An 18,323-nucleotide genomic window follows, 5' to 3' on the forward strand; every position below is an offset into this window, starting at 1 on the left:
GGACGGCGATGGAGGTCAGCCGGGACGGACACGCCGGGGTCCGGCGACGGGAGCACCGTCGCCGGACCCCGGCTGTGTTGTGGTTCGGTGCTGTGCCTACCGTGAGGCGGTCAGGCGCCGAGGGCGGCGGAGACCACCTGCTTGGCCTCCTCCTGGACCTGCGCCAGGTGCTCTGTGCCCTTGAAGGACTCCGCGTAGATCTTGTACACGTCCTCCGTGCCCGAGGGGCGCGCGGCGAACCAGGCGTTCTCGGTGGTGACCTTCAGGCCGCCGATGGGGGCGTCGTTGCCGGGGGCGCGCACCAGGCGGTCGGTGATCGGCTCCCCGGCCAGCTCGGTGGCGGTGACGTCCTCCGGGGACAGCGCGGCCAGCTTGGCCTTCTCCTCCTTGGTGGCGGCGGCATCAATGCGGGCGTAGGCGGAGGCGCCGAAGCGCTCCACCTGCTCCTCGTGCAGCTGGGAGGGGGTCTTGCCGGTGACGGCGATGATCTCGCTGGCCAGCAGGGCCAGGATGATGCCGTCCTTGTCCGTGCTCCACACGGTGCCGTCCTTGCGCAGGAAGGAGGCTCCGGCGCTCTCCTCGCCGCCGAAGCCGACGGAGCCGTCCAGCAGGCCGGGCACGAAGTGCTTGAAGCCGACCGGCACCTCCACCAGCTTGCGGCCCATCGCGGCCACCACCCGGTCGATCAGGCTGGAGGAGACCAGCGTCTTGCCGACGGCCGCGTCCGCGGGCCAGCCGGCCCGGTGAGTGAACAGGTACTCGATGGCCACGGCCAGATAGTGATTGGGATTCATCAGCCCGTCGGGGGTGACGATGCCGTGGCGGTCGGAGTCGGCGTCGTTGCCGGTGGCGACGTCGTAGGGGGTGTTGCCGTCGGCGTCGGGGGTCATGGCATCGCGCAGCGAGGCCATGGCGTTGGGGGAGGAGCAGTCCATGCGGATCTTGCCGTCCCAGTCCAGGGTCATGAACGACCAGGTCGGGTCCACCTTGGGGTTGACCACGGTCAGGTCCAGACCGTAGCGCTCACCGATGGCGCCCCAGTAGTCCACCGAGGCACCGCCCAGTGGGTCGGCGCCGATGCGCACGCCGGCCTCGCGGATGGCATCCATGTCGATGACGTTCTCGAGGTCGGCCACGTAGGTCTCGAGGTAGTCGTGCTTGATGACGTAGTTGCCGTCGAGCGCGTCGGCGATCGGTACGCGCGGAACATCCCGCCAGCCGCCGGCCAGCAGCTCATTGGCGCGCGCGGCGATCCAGCTGGTGGCGTCGGAGTCGGCGGGGCCGCCGTGCGGCGGGTTGTACTTGAAGCCGCCGTCGCGGGGCGGGTTGTGCGAGGGGGTGACGACGATGCCGTCGGCCAGGCCGGGGCCGGTGGTGCGCACGCCGGACTCGGTGCCGGCGCCGTTGGCCAGCAGGATCGAGTGGGAGACGGCGGGGGTGGGCGTGTAGGAGCCGCGGGCGTCGACGGCGGTGGTGACGCCGGCGCCGGAGAGCACCTCGATGGCGGTGCGCCAGGCCGGCTCGGACAGGGCGTGGGTGTCGCGGCCGATGTAGAGCACACCGTCGGTGCCCTGGGAGCGGCGGTACTCGACGATGGCCGCCGTGATGGCGACGATGTGGGCCTCGTTGAAGGCGGTGTCCAGGGAGGAGCCGCGGTGCCCGGAGGTGCCGAAGACGACCTGCTGGGCCGGGACGGCTGGGTCCGGGACGAGTTCGTAGTAGGCGTTCACGACCTCATCGACGTCAATGAGGTCCTCTGGTTGGGCGGGAAGTCCTGCGCGTTCGTGCATGGGTGCAGTGTGTCACGGACACTGGGTGTGTCTTGGGAATCCCGGAAGTCGGACGCATTGGTCTTAGTGGTGCCGGACTCGGCGCGGTGCTCGCGGCGGCGACGGCGTGGGGCTAGGTACGTCATTGGTACCGGTCTCGCGGGGCGACGCCGGTCGCGCACGCGCTTGGCGAGCGCGCGGCTAGGATGCCGGCATGTCGACCGCTGCACAGACCGCCATCGCCACCACCAGCGCCCCGGCCGCCGTCGGCCCCTACTCCCAGGCCGTCTCCGCCGGGGAGGGCCCCGGCGCCACCGTCTACGTCTCCGGGCAGGTGCCGCTCGACCCGGTGACCGGCAAGCTGGTCGACGGCGGGATTCAGGTGCAGGCCGAGCGGGTGCTGATGAACATCGGCGCGATCCTCGAGGCCGCGGGCCTGGGGTACGAGCACGTCGTCAAGACCACGGTGCTGCTGGCCGACATCGCCGACTTCACCGCCGTCAACGAGGTCTACGCGCGCTTCTTCACCGGCGCGGTGCTGCCCGCCCGGGCGGCCTTCCAGGTGGCGGCGCTGCCGCTGGGCGCGGGCGTGGAGATCGAGGCCGTAGCGGTGCGGCCCTGAGGCCGGGAGCGCCGGCTCCGACCGACCGCGACCCTGTTGACAGGCCTACTGACAACGCTACTGACAACTACTGTTAATTTCTTAACAGTAGTTGTCAGTAGTTGGCAGTCCTGGTCGGTGGGCGCTGGACCTCAGGCCCAGTCCTCGACGTCGGTGGTCACGTCCCGACCCGACGCGACGGCCTCGTCGATGGCGCAGGACAGCAGGTGGTCCTGGCAAGCCTGCGCCAGCGGGTAGGGGGCCGGACCCTCCTCGCGCGCCCAGCGGCCGACGTCGGCCAGGATGGTGGCGACGGCGAGGTCGTCCTCGCTCATGCGCGTGCCCACCCACGGGTTGCGGTAGACGACGCGCCCGTCCAGGCTGGCGTGGACCAGGTCGTTGCCCTCGAGGTTCAGGTCGCGCCCGGTGCGCCGGTACTCGATTCGGCTGGTCACCGCCCCGGCGTCCGGTACCCAGCGGGTGACGGCGTCGTCGACGATCTCCCCAGGGTGCCGCGCACGAGCACCCGCCGGGACAGCAGCGGGTTGTGCCACTGGTTGGCGGTGAACTCATAGACGCCGGTGCGCTCGGAGTCGAAGGCGAGGGCGGCCAGCACCGTCTGACCGGGTTCGACCGTGGGCACGGTGCTCCAGCCGTTGCGGTCCAGCGGTTGGAGCAGCGGGGCGTGGAAGCTGCGGGCGGTGACGGTGACGGGGCCGACCAGCGGGGCGTCGTCGTCGGCGAGAAAGTGCCGCAGCAGCGAGACGGCGTGATAGCCGTGGGTGGAGGAGACCTGCGCCCAGGTGGGGGTGCCGATGGTGCCGGCGCGGATGGCCGCGAGGCGGGCGGCGTGACCGGGCATGCGCGTGTACTGCTCGGCGACCTGGACCAGGCCGGAGGCTCCGACGTCGTGCCACAGGGAGCGTAGTGAGTCGGGGTCGGGCGCGGGCGGGGTCTCCGACAGGACGGGGGTACGGTGGTCCACCAGATCGCGGATTAGATCCGGTGCGGCCGCCCAGCTGACCAGCGGCAGGACCATCTCGGGGGTGCGGGCCAGCAGGTCGTCGAGCGAGTCGGTGACGGCGACGCCGAACTCCTCGGCCAGGGCCGCGCGCGATTCGCTGCGGCGGGCCAGGGCGCCGACGCACTCCAGGCGCGCGGGGGCCATGGCGGCCAGACGCAGGAAGAAGCGGGCGCGCCAGCCCGCGCCGACGACGCCGAAACGCACCGGCCCGTCCGGCGGCGGGGCCGGGCTCTGGTCGGGCATGGGGGCGCTGTAGGGGCGCGTCGTCTCGGGAGCGGGCGGGTGGTGCGGATAGCGTGGGGCGCGCTCGGGTGGAACGGGGGTGTGGGCGGTGGCGTGGGTGTCGCGGCTCATGGAGCTCCTTCGACTCCGGCAGGATGGCAACGACGCTATACCCCGGCCGAGGTGGGGAGCAACGGCGTGCTCACCCCTTGACGGCGCCCTCTCGCCTCCAAGATGAACACGGGTCAGTGCACCTGCCAACGGAAGAAACACTCGGCGTACTTCACCCCTTCGGCCGCGCCTGCTGCGTCGCGTACGGCAGCCTCACGTAGCAGGCGCTCCATCCGGTCCAGATCGGGGAACTGGCTCACATGGCTGCGCACGGCCGCGATCTTCCGGTCCAGATCGTCCTGGGCTACGGGTGATATGTAGTTGATCTCCTTGTGTCCCTGGAACCAGACCTCGCTCGGGTCGTGGGGCTCCAAGCCCTGCGCGATGAGATCTCGGTAGTCGAAGGGGTTGCCGGCAGCCGGATAGACGGCCTCGACGACGGCTTGTCCCACCGCCCGATGATCGGGGTGGTTTGCGGCGGTGGAACTGAAGTTGTACTCCGGTGAGGTGGTAAGGATCAGATCGGGGGTATGGCTCCGGATCGCGGCGACGATCTCATGCACCAGTCCTGTGGCCTCGCGAACATGGCCGTCGGCGATGCCGCTCAGGAAGGAGACATCGCTGATGCGAGATGAGCCGCGGCCGCGGTCTGCTCCTTCCGGCGCCGCTCGGCCATGCGCTCCTGGCCCTCGGCCGTGAAACCGCCGGCGTCTCCGGCGGTGACGAGCAGCAGGACAACGTCGGCGCCTTCCCGTGCGAGGCGGGCGAGGGTGGCGCCGGCCCCGACGTCGGCGTCGTCGGGGTGGGCGTAGATGCCCAGCACGTGCTGATACTCCACGATGATCTCCTTCCATGCGGGGAGGTCGTCCCCGCCGCCTATACGCACCCCCTTGGGAGAGTGCGGGGTCCGCCGACCGGCGCGCTTGAAGATCAGCCCTCGATGACCTTATTCCCGGCATCCTGGGCCGCCTTAACCCCCTCGGCAACGTCCTGGCGGCCGAGGAACACCTCGGACAGGATCTTCACGGAGGCGTCCATGGCTCCCTGAATGTTCGAACCGAATGGTCCCGGCAGAGCCGTATCGGTATCGATCTCCGTCATTGCGGAGACGTCTATTCCCTGCTCATTCCAGTAGTCCGTCCACGACTCCTGGGCCTCGGTATTGCCCGGGAGCCCGACGCCGGTCTCCCCAAGACATCTCGAGCCATCGGCGCTGGCGATCCAGGCGAGGAGCTGCTTCTGAGCGGCCGGATTGGCCGAATTGGCGGAGCCCGCCGCGACAATGGCATTGATGACGCCTCCCCGACCCTTAGGCCCTTGCGGCAGTGGGACTATCCCCCATTCGAAGCTCGCGCCGTCATTTACGTTGGCGAGGTTGTAGGCACCTGATTGGAACAGTCCCATCTTGCCCTGTATGAACTGGTCGCGGGAGAAGTCGCCGTTGTTGTTGGTGTCCGCGGCGGACGGTGCCACGTGGTCCTGGTTGATGAGGTCGACGATGTATTGAAAGGTGTCGATGCCCTCCGTGGAGGCGAAGTTCATCGTGCCCTCGGAGTCCTGGTAGGAGGCGCCGTTGGCGCCGAGCCAGGGGAGGTAGATCGCCTGCAGATCGAGCGCGGCGTTGTAGCCGAACTGGACGATGTTGTTCGGGTTGAAACCGTCTTCCGTTGGCGTCATGCCGTTGCCGTCCAGGGTGAGACGTGCGGCTGTCTCCCGCAGCGTATCGGTTGAGGCATGGGGGTCCCAGGCAAGCTCCTCGAGATCGGCGACGGCTATGCCCGCCTTATCGAGCAGTTCCTTGTTGTAGTACACGGCGATATTCGGGTCGGCCAGAGCCGGAACGCCCCACAAAGCGCCATCGTGGGTGTACTGCGTGATCGCGGCGTCGAGCCAGCCATCCCGTTCGGACTCGGAGAATGTCTCATCGATGTTAAGCAGCCTGCCGGCAGCCGCGTAGTCGACAAAGTTGGAGCTGTTGGTCCAGAAGACGTCGGGTGCGGAGTCCGCGGCTATGTCATTGCGTAGCGTCGTGAAGTAGTCCGACCAGGCGACCTGTTCGACTCTGACATCGATGCCGGTGTCTGCCGTGAAGGTCTTGAGGGCGTCTTCGTAGGCGGAGGCCGCCTGCTCGTCCCACAGACGGAAGGTGATCGAGCCGCCCTCGGACGAGTCCGAGGATGAGGACGAGCCGCAGGCGGCGAGTACGGACGCGACGACGCCGACGGAGAGGGTCATTCCGGTGGCGTGCAGTGCGGTGCGTCGGGAGATATTGGCGGTGGTGCGTGACATGAGGTTTCCTCACTCTCGGTTTCGGTGTAGACATCGTTCCCGGGGGCCGGCCGGTGGCGAGTGGCGTTATGGATCGATGTGTTCGGAATGCGGCTGGGCGGGTGGATCTATTTCAGTCCGGTCAGTACGATCGAGGCTACGATCTGTTTCTGGAAGGCGATGAACAAGATGATGAGGGGCACGAGCGCAATGGTCGTAGCTGCCATTACGTACGTCCAATTGGCGTTGTACTGAGACTGCAAGGCGGCCGTAGCCACGGTTATCACCTTGGGCTGCTGACTGGCGATGACACGCGGCCACATGAAGGAGTTCCACTGGCTGACCACCGTTATGAGAGTCAGAGTCGCCAGGATGGGGCGCGAGATCGGCAGTACTATTTGAAGCAGTGTGCGTACATGCCCGGCGCCGTCGACGCGCGCGGCGTCTATGAGTTCTTGCGGGATGGAGCGGAAGTTCTCCCGCAGGAGGAAAACGGCGTAGGGCGATGCCAGCATGAAGGGGATGACGATGCCCCAGAAGGTATTGTTCATCCCGGCTCTGGCCATCATGAGGTACAGCGGGATCACGAGCACGCTGGAGGGCAGCATCATCGTCGCCAGGAATATCCAAAAGATGATGTCGCGTCCAGGGAAGGAGAGACGTGCGAAGGCGTAGGCGGCCATAACGGAGGAGCCGATCTGGGCGATGACCATGACGGCGACCATCGCCAGAGTGGTCCAGATAGCGCTGGCGAAGTCGATACGACCGCCCAACACCGCGGCGAAGGACTCGAGCGTCCAGGGGCTGGGTGGGGCCAACGGCGAATGGGAGGCGAAGTCTCTGGGAGACTTGAATGCCGTCATGAAGCTGAACAGGAAGGGCAGAACCATGACGCTCGCGGCAAGGCCCAGTCCCAGGTAGATTCCCAGAATGGCGAGTGGACCGCGCCGGCTGCCGGCAGGCCCCGGCTCCCGCCCGCCACGGCGTTGCAGGCCGAGACTCGGTCGCGTGGGAGTGGCCGTGCCGCTGATCACGACGGCGTCGTCAGAGGAGCTCATAGGTCGTCCTCCTGCGGAAGTAGAGATTCTGGGCGACGGTGATGATCATCAGGATGACCATCATGACAACCGCCATGACGGCGGCCTTGCCCATGTCCCAATTGACGAAGGCCTGCTCGTATATCGCATAGGCGAGAACCGACGTCGATCCGGATGGTCCGCCGTGCGTGAGCGCGAAAACCTGGTCGAAGATATTGAACGCCGCAATGATGGTGGTTACCGACACGAAGAAGAAGGTCGGGCGCAGTAGCGGCACTTTGATCCGCCAGAAGATCTGGCTGGGTGAGGCACCGTCGACCCATGCCGCCTCGATGAGCTCGGCGGGAATGGACAGCAGACCGGCGATGAAGAACAGGGATGTGTAGCCGACGTTGTTCCAAATGACGACGAAGGCGACCGCGGGCAGCGCCCACGTCTCCGAGACGAGGATCTCCAGGCGGGTTCCGGCGATGGCCGACAGCAGGCCGCCTGTGGGTGCAAAGATCCACGACCACACAACACCCAGAGCCAGAGGTGAGGAGATCCAGGGGATGACGATAAGGGTGCGCAATACGTTCGTGCCGCGTACACCTTTGGTGAGCATATTGGCGAGCGCGAGTCCCAAGCCGATCTGAATCGGCACTACCAGGGAGACTAGTAGCAACGTCACTCTCAGGGAGGAGAGGAATTCTGGATCGCCGAGGACCTCGCTGATCTGCGTAAGTCCAACGTATTCGGGATCAGAAATCATATCCCACTTGTGCATGGTGAGCCAGAGCACGATGCCGACCGGCACAACCATGAACAGTGACACGCCAATCACGCTCGGCGCGAGAAAGAGATAACCCGCGATCGCCTCCCGGAGACGTGCTGCGGAGCGGCCGGGGCGTTGTCGCGTCCTTTCCTCAAGGGGCCGGACTTCGGTGGGCGGCTCATTCATGACCGACACCATAGGTCAACTGCGGGTGGCAGTATTAGGTGCGTTTCAGGAGCGGTGTAGGTGCTGATCTTCACTGCGCCACACCCCGATCGGCGTGGCTAGGCGGGAAGGCTGCGTCCTTATCGATGAGGTCCAGGAACTCGGCGCTGAAGCATCCGGCAGGGGCGTGGCGCGGACGAGTGCCGCCACCTGGGCCGGTGTGGGCGCGTTGAGCGAACCGCCCGGACGCCCCAGGGTGGCGGCAGCCGTGGCGGAGGCCAGGCTGACGGCCGCGCGCAGCCCCAGACCGTGCAGGCGGGCCCACACGAGCCCGGCGGTGAAGGCGTCCCCGGCGCCGGTGGTGTCCACCACGGGTACCTCCAGGGCCGGCAGCGTCAGCAGCTCCTCCCCGTCGCAGGCGATCACGCCCTCGCGCCCGCAGGTGACCACCACGACGGGTACCCGCTTGGCCAGTAGCTGGGCCGCCTCGGCGGCGCTATCGGCCCGGGTGTAGTGGAGCGCCTCGGTCTCGTTCGGGGTGAACACATCCACGCGGTCCAGCGGGGCGAGATCGTCCGCGCTCCAGCGCCCGGTCGGGTCCCAGGCGGCGTCGGCGAACACCATGGTGGGTACGAGGTCGCCGCGCCAGCGGGCGATCGTCTCCCGGCCCGCTCGAACGGCCCCCAGGTCCGCCACGAGCGCGGCGGGCGCGGGAGCCCTCGCCGGCAGGCCCGGGGCGGCGTCGCTCCCGCAGGTGGTCATGGCGCGGTCGCCGTCCAGGGCCAGGGACACGGTGACGCTCTGCTGCGGGGCGGTTCGCGCGCCGGACAGGCCGATCCCCTCGGACTCCAGCATGTCGCGCACCAGCCGGCCGGCCGGGTCCGTGCCCAGGTACGTGCACAGTCCGGTCGGCAGACCGAGGCGGGCCAGGGCGACCGCCTGATTGGCGGCGCCGCCCGGCATGAGGGCGCAGCCCTCGACCCACTGCTCCTCGCCGGGGGCGGTGGCGTGGTTCAGGCCGCTCATGACGACATCGAGGAAGGTCGGGCCGACGACGAGGACCGGGCGACCGGAGTCGGCGGGTGCGGCGCGGTGCGACATGTGACCTCCTCGTCAGACGCGCTGGTTGCTGCGGCGCACACCACTGTACGCGAAGTTGCTTAAAACTGCTCACTCTTGCGCATGATTGATGTCAATACGATAGACTGTGTCCATGTTGGCTCAGCAACGACGCACGGCGATCGTGGAGATGGTCAGGGAGCGCGGCGGCGTCTCGGTCACTGATCTCGCCCGCGCGCTCGACGTCTCCGCCTCCACCATTCGCCGCGACCTGAACGCCCTGGGGCGCGAGGGCAGGCTCCAGCGGGTGCGCGGCGGAGGCACGATCGAGGCGGACGCCCAGCCCTTCGCCCACGTCGCCGCCCGGGCGGCCGAGGAGAAGGACCGTATCGGCGCCGCGGCAGCCGGGCTCGTGCGCGACCGTGACGTCGTCCTGATCGACATCGGCACCACGGGCGCCGCCGTCGCCCGGCACCTGCTGGGCCGGGACGTCACCGTCGTTACCGCCTCCCTCGCCGTCGTCGACGTGCTGCGTGAGGAACGGCACGTGGAGCTGATCGTGCTAGGCGGGGTGCTGCGTCCCTCCTACCTGTCGCTGGTGGGCGGGCTGACCGAGAACGCCCTGGCGCAGATCAGCGCCGACATCGCTTCATGGGCACCTCTGGCGTGCGGGCGGACGGTATGGTCCTGGACTCCACCGGCATCGAGGTGCCCGTCAAGCACGCGCTACGGGCGGCGGCCGAGCGCACCTGCCTGCTGGCCACTGCGGACAAGTTTCCCGGATCCGGGTTGCTGCCGGTCTGCCCCATCACCGAACTCGACGTCGTCATCACCACCGCCGCTCCCGGCGTCGCACCGCTGCCGGAGTTGGCGGGCGCCAACACGGAGGTGCTGTTCGCATGAAACTGCTCATCGTCGGCGGCGGCGGATTCCGCGTGCCCCAGGTGATCGAGGTGCTTGCCGCCGCCCGGGCGGGCTCGGGCCCCCATCCGGGCCTGGTGGTGGACGAGGTGTGCCTGTACGACATCTCCCCGCAGCGCCTGGACGCCATGCGGGCCGTGTTGGCCGATCTGGACTTCCCGCTCGCGCCCGCGCTCGCCTCCACCACTCGCCTGGAGGAGGCGGTGCGGGGGGCCGACTTCATCTTCTCCGCCATGCGCGAGGGCGGCACGCATGGGCGGGTGCTGGACGAGCTCGTCGCCCTGGAGCAGGGCGTGCTGGGGCAGGAGACGGTGGGGGCCGGCGGCTACGCCTACGCCTTCCGTACCATCCCCGCGGCCATGGAGCTGGCGCGCACGGTCCGCGACCTGGCCCCCGAGGCCTGGGTCATCAACTTCACCAACCCCGCCGGCATCATCACCCAGGCCATGCGCACGGTGCTCGGCGGGCGCGTCGTCGGCATCTGCGACACCCCGATCGGGCTGGTGCGGCGGGCGACGACGGCGGTCGGCGGGGACGCCGCGTGCGTGTCTCGGGTCGGTGCGGGCGTGGGCGTGGAGTTCGACTACGTGGGTCTGAACCACTTGGGCTGGCTGCGCAGCCTCGTCGTCGACGGCCGGGACCGGCTGCCCGGACTGCTGGCCGACGACGCCGCGCTGGACCACCTGGAGGAGGCGCGCGTCATCGGCTTCGACTGGGTGCGGGCGCTCGGGATGCTGCCCAACGAGTACCTCTTCTACTACTACCTGGGCCGGGAGTCGCTGGAGCGCATCCGCGCCGAGGCGGAGACCCGCGGCCAGTTCCTGGAGCGCAGACAGGGGGAGTTCTACGACGCCGTCGCCGCGCAGCCGCAGCGGGCCGGGGAGCTGTGGCGGCGCGCGCACGCCGAGCGGGAGGCCACGTACATGGCCGAGTCTCGCGACGCCGCCGACCGGGCCGGGCGCCGCGAGGAGGACATTGCTGGCGGCGGCTACCAGCAGGTGGCCCTGGACCTGATGACCGCCGTCCACACCGGGGTGCCCGCCCGCATGATCCTCGACGTCGGCAATGGCGACGCATGCTCCGCCGACGGCGGCGGGCTGCTGGTGCCCCAGCTGCGCGAGGACGCCGTGGTGGAGGTCCCGTGCGTCGTCGACGGTGACGGCGTGCACCCGCAGCGGGTGGGGGCGCTCGCGGGTACCGAGCTCGGGCTGGTGGCCACGGTAAAGGGCTGCGAGGAGCTGGTGATCGACGCCGCGCTCAGCGGGGACGAGACCCTGGCGTGGCGGGCGCTGGCCGGGCACCCGCTCATTGACTCCGTCAACGTGGCGCGGCGGGTGCTGGACGGCTACCTGGAGCGCAACCCGCTGGTGGCCAGGACCTTCGGGCGGTGAGGGTTGGGCTCAGTGTGTCTGTTAAGTGCGGCTAGACGTGCGGTCCCCGTGCTGCTCATCAACCAGGTTTTCGGGGTGGGTTGGAAAGAGTGACGTGCTCACTCTATAGAGTGAGGATCTCACTGTAGAAAGTGACGTTGTCACTCTAGAGAGTGAGGTTCTCACTGAAGACGTCCGGATTGTCCGGTTTGCGGGTTGGTGCGTTGGCGACGAGTCCTACGGACATCGAAGGGGCGGTAAAGCCGTCGAGGACGTGGGGTAGTCGTCGAGGACGCCGACCCGGAGGGCGTTCTCGACGGCGAGGGAGCGTTGTCGGCGTTGGACCGCGTCCTGGGCGGCTCGACCGCGTTGTGGGCCGACTGCTTGCGAGTTCGAGGCACGCCCGACGGGGGTCCACCGTCCACACCGTCGTCCACGTCCGCCGGGTGCCTGATCGGCGGTGTCAGTGGGTGGTGCGCCTGCGCCGCTGCACGCCCGCTGACCCCGCGCGCGCCGTGGCGCCGTCGTCCGCCACGGCCGACGTACCCACGCCACTCGCCGAGGCTGTACGAACAGCACGCCCCAAACAGGAATCCCCGGACATCCAGGTTGAGAGCATCATCGTGAGTGCGAAGTGGGCGATAATCGGCGCCCTTACCAGGGGATGCCTGCAGGGTGTTGCCCGCTCGGGATGTGTTTTGGCCGGTGGGGTCGGGTTGTCTGTCCCGGCCCCACCGGCCTTGGCGGTGAGGCGGCCGCTTCCGGGGGTTTCCACATCCCCGGGGGCTCTGCCTCCTTCGCCGGAGCGGACCGGCGCGGGCTCCCATGTACCCGGCCTGGTTCTCGGTGGTGGGTCGGTCTTCGGGGTCCCCAACCCTCGCGACCGGCACCGTCCGGCGGCAGGACTCATATAACCCCTCCGACCTGGAAGCACACCCCCGCCGGCTGAGAAGCTCCGGGGAAGTGGCGGCCGTTCAAGGTGTCCCGCCCCTGGGGTGGGTCCCGGGCTTGGCTTGGCCTGCTGCGAGCCTTTGTCCTCTGCTGCGATGTTTTGTGCTCTGGTGTGCGGGGAGTACCCGCACACCAGAGCACAAAAGCTCGAAGTAGACCACTAATGCGTGTCGATCGCGGGCCCGCCCACCGCCAAGGCCGACGTCGAAGTGGACCAGGCCGGGATGGCATCCGGGGTAGGTTGCCGACGGAGCCTATGCCGTCGGGACCGGTGCTTGGCCCGACGTCTCCCGCTCCCGGGCAGTGCTCCCCATGGCCCCGCAGCGACCCCGCCGTTATGGTGCTGCCAACAGCCCCGGAGGTGCCCGTGTCCGACCTGATTGTCCGCTGGGGTGGCCTGCGCGCCGTCGCCGCCCTCACCGTTAAGACCCTGCTCATCGTCGTGCTCGCCGTGTTCGTGCCGCTGTACGCATTGGACCCCTTCGGCGCCACGCACACGCCCGCGGTCCAGATCCACGATGAGGCCGACGTGCTCGACGACGACGCCTCCAGACCGCCCTGGAGGACATCGGCTTCCGCCACGATATCCGCCTGGCCATCCTCACCACTGATGACGTCGACCCCTACGCCAGCTCCGACACCGTCTTCAACGACGCCGTCCTCGACTACGCCCTAGAGCACGAACCGTCGTGGATCTCCACCGCAGACCCCGATGTCTGGGCCGACGGGCTCGTAATTCTCGCCGTCTCGCCACACGGTCGCTGGGTCGGCTGCTACTTCGGCGAGGACGTCAAGGTCGACCTGCGCACTCAGCAGCAGATACAGGACGCCGCCAAGGGCTCCTTCCGCCTGGCGCGCTGGGACGTCGGCCTGGAGACCATGGCCCAGCGCACCGCCGACTCACTCGGCAGGCCGATAGCCTCCACAGAGGTGGCGCTGCTCGTGGCGTTTGCGAGCCTGGCCGCCGCCATCGCGCTGCTGTCGTGGATGTTCTGGTCCCGCCGCGTGGCGCGCGACGCCTTCCGGCAGGCCCGTCGTCACTTCGGCCAGATCACCACCGACTACGATGCCACCCAGATCCGCGCCGGCACCATCCCCGCCGACAACGCTCACGGCGCCCAGGTACTGGCCCGTTTCGCCTGGTTCGAAGAGCGTTACGCCAGGCTCGTCCGCCTCTTCCGCGACTTCGGCTCCCCACGTGGCGCTCAGTGGTTCGTGGACAGCCGCCGGCGCCGGGCCCAGAAGTTGGAGACCAGCGCTGCGGAACTCGATCGCGTCGACGACGTCATCGCGGCCGCCTCCACCTTCCTAACCCGCGGGCCCGGCTGGGAGAAGGTGTGGGAGAACGAGCAGGGCCCGGTGCACGAGGACCTCGCCTCCTACGCCGCGCTGTGCGCCTCCGTCGCCGCCAGCACGCAACGGGTACGCGTCAGCTTCGACGTCGAGCCGGATCGCGCGTGGATCCGCAGCCGCAATGATCGGCTGGCGGCCATGACGGTGGAGCTCGCCCTGAGGACCCTGACGCCGGCGGCGGCCCTGGATGAACTCGACACGATCGCCGCAGACGTGCGCCACCGTTGCGACGCCCTGGCCCGGCGGGCGCTCGCGGCGGACACCTCCCGGCTGGGGCGGGATCGGCTTGCCCGCTACGAGTACGACTCCGTGCGGAGTGCATACCGCCGCGACGCGGCCGACTATCAGGCTGGTGGAACTCCCACAGTGGCCGCGTGCGCTACAACCCTGCCACCACGATCCGTATCAACTCCCAGTCGCCGGGTCTGCGGGCCCCGGGTCTGCGCCCCGCAGGCGTGCACGCGACCGGGGCCGGCGCCGTGCCCCAGTTCTCGCGGCCGGTGTCCGGACTCGTCACCGGATACAGCAAGGCGGCCACCTACACGCCCTCCTCCTCCGGCGGGGGCGGTTTCTCGGGTTCCGGCTCCTCCAGTCACTTCAGCGGCGGCCACAGCGGTGGCGGCGGCAGCTTCCACGGCTCCGGCTCCTCCTCCCGCTTCTGAGACTTAGACCGATGCCGCCTTGCGCCACCACCTGCCGCCGTCGCCACCGGCCGGGGACGCGGCCCGCATCGCCCGGGCGGGAGGACGCCGCCGGTCGCAGCCGGTAGGCTGGCGCGCATGTCGAAGAAGAACCGCCAGCGGCGTCGCGACGACCGCAAGGCCGCCAAGAAGCAGCAGATCCCCTTCGTGGCCCGCCCCTTCGAGGGACTGGCCGCCGAGCCGGACCTGGTGGCGATGATGCAGATCATCCCCGCCGCCTCCATGACGGTCCGTCTGGACGCCGACCACGGCGGCCAGGACGTCCAGTTGGTCACCCTGCTCCCCGAGCTGGCCCGCTCCATGAAGCGTGCCGACGGCGAGGTGCTCGTGGCCATGCAGACCACCGTCCGCTCCGGGGACGCCAGCCGCGACGTCGCCGCCGCCCTGCTGGAGGCTCTCGACCTCGAGCCCGGCACCGGGCTGTCGGCCAACGGTCTGCCGGGGCCCGGTGAGCGCCTCCAGGACATCCTCGACGCGGCCTTCACTCCCAGCATCGACGTGCGCGAGTCCTTCGACTTCTGGCTGACCGCCGAACAGGCCGAGGAGCCCGAGGCGGTCCGCATCGTCGAGGACGCCAAGGAGGGGATCGCCCCCACCGTGCCGGTGCCCGGCGTCGAGCACGCCTACTGGTGCCGCATGAACGGCAAGGAGTTCGTCCGCTGGGTGCGCGGCGAGGACGAGGACGCCTTCTTCAACGCCTTCGCCCGCGTCCACGCCGCGCGCGAGTCCGACCTGGAGGAGGGCGCCCGCTTCCTCGGCGCCTTCCGCGCCTGCGGCCTGGCCATCCCTGTGTGGGAACTCGTGCCCGGCACCGAGGCCGAGGAACTCACCGAGCCCATGCGGGCCATGGGGCAGCGCCTCGAGGCAGCCCTGGCAGACGACGCCCCGCTCGACGCCGAGGCGCGCCGCGCCAAGGCCGGCATCATCTCCCGCCAGGTGAACCTGTAGGGCGTTAGGCCGGCGGCGGGCCGCTGGCCGACGCTTCCCTGCCGCCGGACGGGCCGGCCGCGCAGCAAGCTGCGCGCGCCCGCGGCGCCCGCCGCCGTAGGGCTCAGGCGTAGCGGCGGGCCACCGACACCGCCTGCGGCCCGTAGCCGCCCCCGAACAGGAACACGTGGATCATCAGCAGGTGCAGCTGGTGCAGCCCCACGCGTTCGCGCCACCCGTCCGCCAGCGGGGAGACCTCGTTGTAGGCGGCCACGATCCGCTCCAGGTACGGCTGCCCGAACACGCCCAGTGCCGCCAGGTCGGTCTCGGCGTGTGCGCCCTGGGCGAGCGGGTCGATGAGCACGCCGACCGTGTCCTCCTCCCCGCGGTTCCGACGGCGCTCATTGCCGGTGGTCGCGGTCGCCGAGACGGTCGGCACGGTCTCGGCTTCGGCGTCCTCCCGCCGTGGTCCGCGCCCGGCTGCGGCGGGCGCCCAGGCGGCGACCTCCGCGGCGGGCACCCACATGACGTTGCCGGTCCACAGGTCGCCGTGTGTGCGGGCCACGGCTACCGCGGCGCCCCGCCCGGCCGCGGCGCGGCGGGTGAGCTCGGGCTGCTCGGAGTCGAAGTCGCCGTCGACCAGGCGCTCACAGACCCGCTCCAGGAGGACGGCGTCGGCGGCGCTGAGCGTGCCCGCATCCCGACCCGGGCGGATGTATGGGGCAATGCGGTCCGCCGCGTAGAACTCCCCCCAGCGACGCGGGGTGCCGGACTCGAACGCGTGCGGGCGCAGGCGGATGTTGCTGCGCCCCATCTGGGTGCGCCCATCCCACCCGGGAGGGGCACACCCGAAGGCGGGCGCCCCGGCGGCGTGGGTGACGGCCAGGGCCCGTCCGAAGGCCTCGGCGGCGGCCGGCGTCACGCGAGAATCGGTGAGTCGCGGCTCCTCCAGCCAGCCGTCGCCGGCGCGCGCGGGCACCACGTACGCGCCGCCGTCGGCCATCGCCTGGCCGAGCCAGGCCAGTCCCTGCGCCTCCAGGCGGGTGGCGCCGGGTAGATCGTCCTGTTTGCGGAAGCCGGGTCGGGTACGCACCGGTCCAGCATTCCACGCGGCCGCGCTCAGGTGGTCGAGGCGCGGTAGACCTCGGCGATCGAGGCCTCCAGGGCGGCGTCAAACTCCGCCTGTGTCTGCGAGACGTCCAGCCCCTCCAGCAGGGCGCGGGAGAAGCTGGCGATCAGGCCGCGGTTGCGGGCCAGGCGGCGGACGGCCTCGGCACGCGTGTAGCCGCCGGACAGGGCGGCCACGCGGGCGACGCGCGGGTGGTGCATGAGTGCGTGGTAGAAGTCCGTGACCGACGGGATGGTCAGCTTGAGGACCACGTCGCGGCCCTCGCGCAGGTCGTCCAGGTGGGCGTTGAGCGAGGCGAGCAGGAGCAACTCGATGCCGGTCTTGTCCGGGGCGTGGATGTCCACCTCCGGCTCGATAATGGGGGTGAGTCCGGCGTCGAGGATCTGGTTCGCGATCTCGAACTGCTGGTCGACGACGGCGGCCACGCCCTGGGTGTCGGCGTGCAGAATGACCGAGCGCATCTTGGTGCCGAAGACGTGCTTGTCCGCGGCCTTGGCCAGGGTGTCTTCCAGATTCGGGATCGGCTTCATGACGCGGGCGCCGTGAGCCTCCTCGGCCAGGCCCTTGTCCACCTTCAGGAAGGGGACGATGCCCTTGACATCCCACAGGTAGTCGGCGGTGGGGCGGCCCTCAACCTCGGAGTCGAGGGTGCGCTCGAACAGGATGGCGGCGAGAATCCGCTCGGAGGTGAAGGCGGGGCTGGTCATGACGCGGGTGCGCATGGCGTGGACGAGGTCGAACATCTCCTCCTCACTGCTCCACGCATCGGGTTCGATGCCGTAGGCCTTCAGCGCGCGCGGGGTGGAGCCGCCGGACTGATCGAGGGCGGCGATGAAGCCGGCGCCGTGCCGGATCCGGTCCATCTGGGCGCGCTGGTCGGGGCGCGATTGGGTGGGCATGATGTGCCTCCTGGCTGGATTGTGCGAGTGCTCGGGACGACGTTGTCGCGGCGTTGGCGGCTGAGCCAGCTCGGGCACGAACGATTATATGCGAGAACGGTTCTCATAAAAAGGGTCGATTGAGGGGCCGCGACGGCCATGGTGGAGGCGCCGACGGCGATGACTCGATGGCAGGAGCGGACGGCCCGCCGCCGAAGCCGTGTAGGTCGCCTCCGGCGTGTGCTTCCGGCCGTCGGTCGCACTCGCCGCGCGACGTCGTCTAGGCCGCAGCCAACGTGGCGCGGATGGGTAGTACCTCTGCGGCGAAGACCTCCCCGGGGCGGCCGAGCGCGCCGTCGCGCCCGCAGATGCCCAGTGCGAACCAGATGGCCTCCACCGCATCGGCCAGCCGCTCGCCGGTGGATGATCTCGCGGAGCTCCGGGAGGTGCTCACCGCGCGCCGCCAAGCCAGATACTCGGCAGGCTCTCCGTTGGGACCGCCCAGAATGTTCAGTGCGGGTTCCTCCGGAGTCGGTTGCACGGCCCCCTCGACGTCGTTCCACGCGCGCACGGTGCCGTGTGTGCTGGCGGGGCCGGCCGCGGCGCAGTCCCAGTAGGCGCTCAGGGCGGATACGAGTCGCGGCACGGTCGGATCGGTATTGATCCGGCTGAGCCAACGAGTTGCCTCCCCGGGGTCCTGCGACGACAGGCTGAGGAAGTCGAAGACCGCGTCGTGCATGGACAGCAGGTCGGGAAGGAAGGGGCCGACACCATCCGTCTGCGGCGCCCACTGCCCGTGCAGCTTCAGATTGCGCAGGCCGAGGACGATCTCGTACAGGCGACCAAGCCCGACGGCCAGCGTGGTGGTCACCGAGTCGCGGTTGACCTCCGACAGGCCACGGCTGCGTGCCACGCGTACTCCGGTGGCCAGCAAATCGCGCACTGCTGCCGATCGGTAGCGGAGCTCGAGGTCTTGCTGCCGGGAGAGTGCCGAAGGGAGCATGATGCAAATGTTACCGGCGCGATGCGAAATCGTGGCGAGGCGCGCTGGGTAGCGGCACCTCAGTGCGGGAGCGGTGCGGT

17 protein-coding genes and 1 pseudogene are annotated in these 18,323 nt (G+C 69.4%); 6 read left to right on the top strand and 12 right to left on the bottom strand.

Annotated elements, in window-relative coordinates:
- Positions 1 to 110: 110 nt before the first annotated feature.
- Positions 111 to 1,790, bottom strand: coding sequence for a phosphoglucomutase (alpha-D-glucose-1,6-bisphosphate-dependent) (gene pgm / locus BW737_RS03655; protein ID WP_086615469.1), 1,680 nt, complete (start codon positions 1,788 to 1,790; stop codon positions 111 to 113).
- 193 nt (positions 1,791 to 1,983) lie between these two features.
- Here pgm and BW737_RS03660 point away from each other — a divergent pair, with 193 nt between their 5' ends.
- Positions 1,984 to 2,391, top strand: coding sequence for a Rid family detoxifying hydrolase (locus tag BW737_RS03660; RefSeq protein WP_086615470.1), 408 nt, complete (start codon positions 1,984 to 1,986; stop codon positions 2,389 to 2,391).
- A 131-nt stretch (positions 2,392 to 2,522) separates the two neighbouring features.
- Here the strand turns inward: BW737_RS03660 and BW737_RS16660 are convergent, their stop codons facing one another.
- From BW737_RS16660 to BW737_RS03690, 8 genes are all read right to left on the bottom strand, one after another.
- Positions 2,523 to 2,825 (bottom strand): hypothetical protein, encoded by a 303-nt coding sequence (locus BW737_RS16660; RefSeq protein WP_218961774.1) that lies wholly within the window; start codon positions 2,823 to 2,825, stop codon positions 2,523 to 2,525.
- Entirely contained in the window at positions 2,822 to 3,748 is a 927-nt protein-coding gene (locus BW737_RS03665) for a Gfo/Idh/MocA family protein (RefSeq protein WP_218961775.1), read from the bottom strand. Before BW737_RS03665 ends, BW737_RS16660 begins: the two co-directional genes overlap by 4 nt.
- A gap of 113 nt (positions 3,749 to 3,861) precedes the next feature.
- Positions 3,862 to 4,353, bottom strand: a complete 492-nt coding sequence (locus BW737_RS03670) for a PIG-L deacetylase family protein (protein ID WP_338063853.1) — start codon at positions 4,351 to 4,353, stop codon at positions 3,862 to 3,864.
- Positions 4,332 to 4,565, bottom strand: coding sequence for a PIG-L deacetylase family protein (locus tag BW737_RS19370; protein ID WP_338063854.1), 234 nt, complete (start codon positions 4,563 to 4,565; stop codon positions 4,332 to 4,334). The genes BW737_RS03670 and BW737_RS19370 overlap by 22 nt, the downstream gene beginning before the upstream one ends.
- Before the next feature lie 92 nt (positions 4,566 to 4,657).
- Positions 4,658 to 6,016 (bottom strand): ABC transporter substrate-binding protein, encoded by a 1,359-nt coding sequence (locus tag BW737_RS03675; RefSeq protein WP_086615471.1) that lies wholly within the window; start codon positions 6,014 to 6,016, stop codon positions 4,658 to 4,660.
- A 107-nt stretch (positions 6,017 to 6,123) separates the two neighbouring features.
- Entirely contained in the window at positions 6,124 to 7,053 is a 930-nt protein-coding gene (locus BW737_RS03680) for a carbohydrate ABC transporter permease (protein WP_086615472.1), read from the bottom strand.
- Entirely contained in the window at positions 7,040 to 7,984 is a 945-nt protein-coding gene (locus tag BW737_RS03685; protein ID WP_257210432.1) for a carbohydrate ABC transporter permease, read from the bottom strand. The genes BW737_RS03680 and BW737_RS03685 overlap by 14 nt, the downstream gene beginning before the upstream one ends.
- 33 nt (positions 7,985 to 8,017) lie before the next feature.
- Positions 8,018 to 9,052, bottom strand: a complete 1,035-nt coding sequence (locus tag BW737_RS03690; protein ID WP_086615473.1) for a carbohydrate kinase family protein — start codon at positions 9,050 to 9,052, stop codon at positions 8,018 to 8,020.
- A gap of 148 nt (positions 9,053 to 9,200) precedes the next feature.
- On the opposite strand from BW737_RS03690, the pseudogene BW737_RS17580 reads away from it, so the two are divergent.
- The 5 genes and pseudogenes from BW737_RS17580 to BW737_RS03715 all read left to right on the top strand — a co-directional run bounded on the left by BW737_RS17580 (position 9,201) and on the right by BW737_RS03715 (position 15,254).
- Positions 9,201 to 9,913: pseudogene (locus tag BW737_RS17580) on the top strand (DeoR/GlpR family DNA-binding transcription regulator).
- Entirely contained in the window at positions 9,910 to 11,322 is a 1,413-nt protein-coding gene (locus BW737_RS03705; protein ID WP_086615475.1) for a family 4 glycosyl hydrolase, read from the top strand. The pseudogene BW737_RS17580 and the gene BW737_RS03705 overlap by 4 nt, the downstream one beginning before the upstream one ends.
- A 1,267-nt stretch (positions 11,323 to 12,589) precedes the next feature.
- The gene (locus BW737_RS17585; RefSeq protein WP_257210433.1) at positions 12,590 to 12,928 is read left to right on the top strand and encodes a hypothetical protein; all 339 of its coding nucleotides are present in this window, start codon (positions 12,590 to 12,592) and stop codon (positions 12,926 to 12,928) included.
- Entirely contained in the window at positions 12,850 to 14,274 is a 1,425-nt protein-coding gene (locus BW737_RS03710; RefSeq protein WP_257210439.1) for a DUF5129 domain-containing protein, read from the top strand. The genes BW737_RS17585 and BW737_RS03710 overlap by 79 nt, the downstream gene beginning before the upstream one ends.
- A 110-nt stretch (positions 14,275 to 14,384) precedes the next feature.
- Positions 14,385 to 15,254, top strand: coding sequence for a DUF5926 family protein (locus BW737_RS03715; RefSeq protein WP_086615476.1), 870 nt, complete (start codon positions 14,385 to 14,387; stop codon positions 15,252 to 15,254).
- A gap of 103 nt (positions 15,255 to 15,357) precedes the next feature.
- Here the strand turns inward: BW737_RS03715 and BW737_RS03720 are convergent, their stop codons facing one another.
- The 3 genes from BW737_RS03720 to BW737_RS03730 all read right to left on the bottom strand — a co-directional run bounded on the left by BW737_RS03720 (position 15,358) and on the right by BW737_RS03730 (position 18,243).
- Complete coding sequence (locus tag BW737_RS03720) at positions 15,358 to 16,326, bottom strand: fructosamine kinase family protein (RefSeq protein WP_257210434.1); 969 nt, start codon at positions 16,324 to 16,326, stop codon at positions 15,358 to 15,360.
- 26 nt (positions 16,327 to 16,352) lie between these two features.
- Positions 16,353 to 17,261: a fructose bisphosphate aldolase gene (locus BW737_RS03725; RefSeq protein WP_180272044.1), complete on the bottom strand. Its 909-nt coding sequence runs from the start codon at positions 17,259 to 17,261 to the stop codon at positions 16,353 to 16,355.
- 259 nt (positions 17,262 to 17,520) lie between these two features.
- Positions 17,521 to 18,243, bottom strand: a complete 723-nt coding sequence (locus BW737_RS03730; RefSeq protein ID WP_143233251.1) for a hypothetical protein — start codon at positions 18,241 to 18,243, stop codon at positions 17,521 to 17,523.
- Positions 18,244 to 18,323 lie beyond the last annotated feature (80 nt).

Source organism: Actinomyces ruminis (assembly GCF_002154335.2).
In the GTDB taxonomy this organism is placed as follows: Bacteria; Actinomycetota; Actinomycetes; order Actinomycetales; family Actinomycetaceae; genus Actinomyces; species Actinomyces ruminis.

Bases quoted from the DNA above. Each gene is read 5' to 3' on its own strand.
- pgm (WP_086615469.1), bottom strand. From the start codon at position 1,790: ATGCACGAACGCGCAGGACTTCCCGCCCAACCAGAGGACCTCATTGAC.
- BW737_RS03660 (WP_086615470.1), top strand. From the start codon at position 1,984: ATGTCGACCGCTGCACAGACCGCCATCGCCACCACCAGCGCCCCGGCC.
- BW737_RS03665 (WP_218961775.1), bottom strand. From the start codon at position 3,748: ATGAGCCGCGACACCCACGCCACCGCCCACACCCCCGTTCCACCCGAG.
- BW737_RS03675 (WP_086615471.1), bottom strand. From the start codon at position 6,016: ATGTCACGCACCACCGCCAATATCTCCCGACGCACCGCACTGCACGCC.
- BW737_RS03680 (WP_086615472.1), bottom strand. From the start codon at position 7,053: ATGAGCTCCTCTGACGACGCCGTCGTGATCAGCGGCACGGCCACTCCC.
- BW737_RS03685 (WP_257210432.1), bottom strand. From the start codon at position 7,984: ATGGTGTCGGTCATGAATGAGCCGCCCACCGAAGTCCGGCCCCTTGAG.
- BW737_RS03690 (WP_086615473.1), bottom strand. From the start codon at position 9,052: ATGTCGCACCGCGCCGCACCCGCCGACTCCGGTCGCCCGGTCCTCGTC.
- BW737_RS03705 (WP_086615475.1), top strand. From the start codon at position 9,910: ATGAAACTGCTCATCGTCGGCGGCGGCGGATTCCGCGTGCCCCAGGTG.
- BW737_RS17585 (WP_257210433.1), top strand. From the start codon at position 12,590: ATGGTGCTGCCAACAGCCCCGGAGGTGCCCGTGTCCGACCTGATTGTC.
- BW737_RS03715 (WP_086615476.1), top strand. From the start codon at position 14,385: ATGTCGAAGAAGAACCGCCAGCGGCGTCGCGACGACCGCAAGGCCGCC.
- BW737_RS03725 (WP_180272044.1), bottom strand. From the start codon at position 17,261: ATGCCCACCCAATCGCGCCCCGACCAGCGCGCCCAGATGGACCGGATC.
- BW737_RS03730 (WP_143233251.1), bottom strand. From the start codon at position 18,243: ATGCTCCCTTCGGCACTCTCCCGGCAGCAAGACCTCGAGCTCCGCTAC.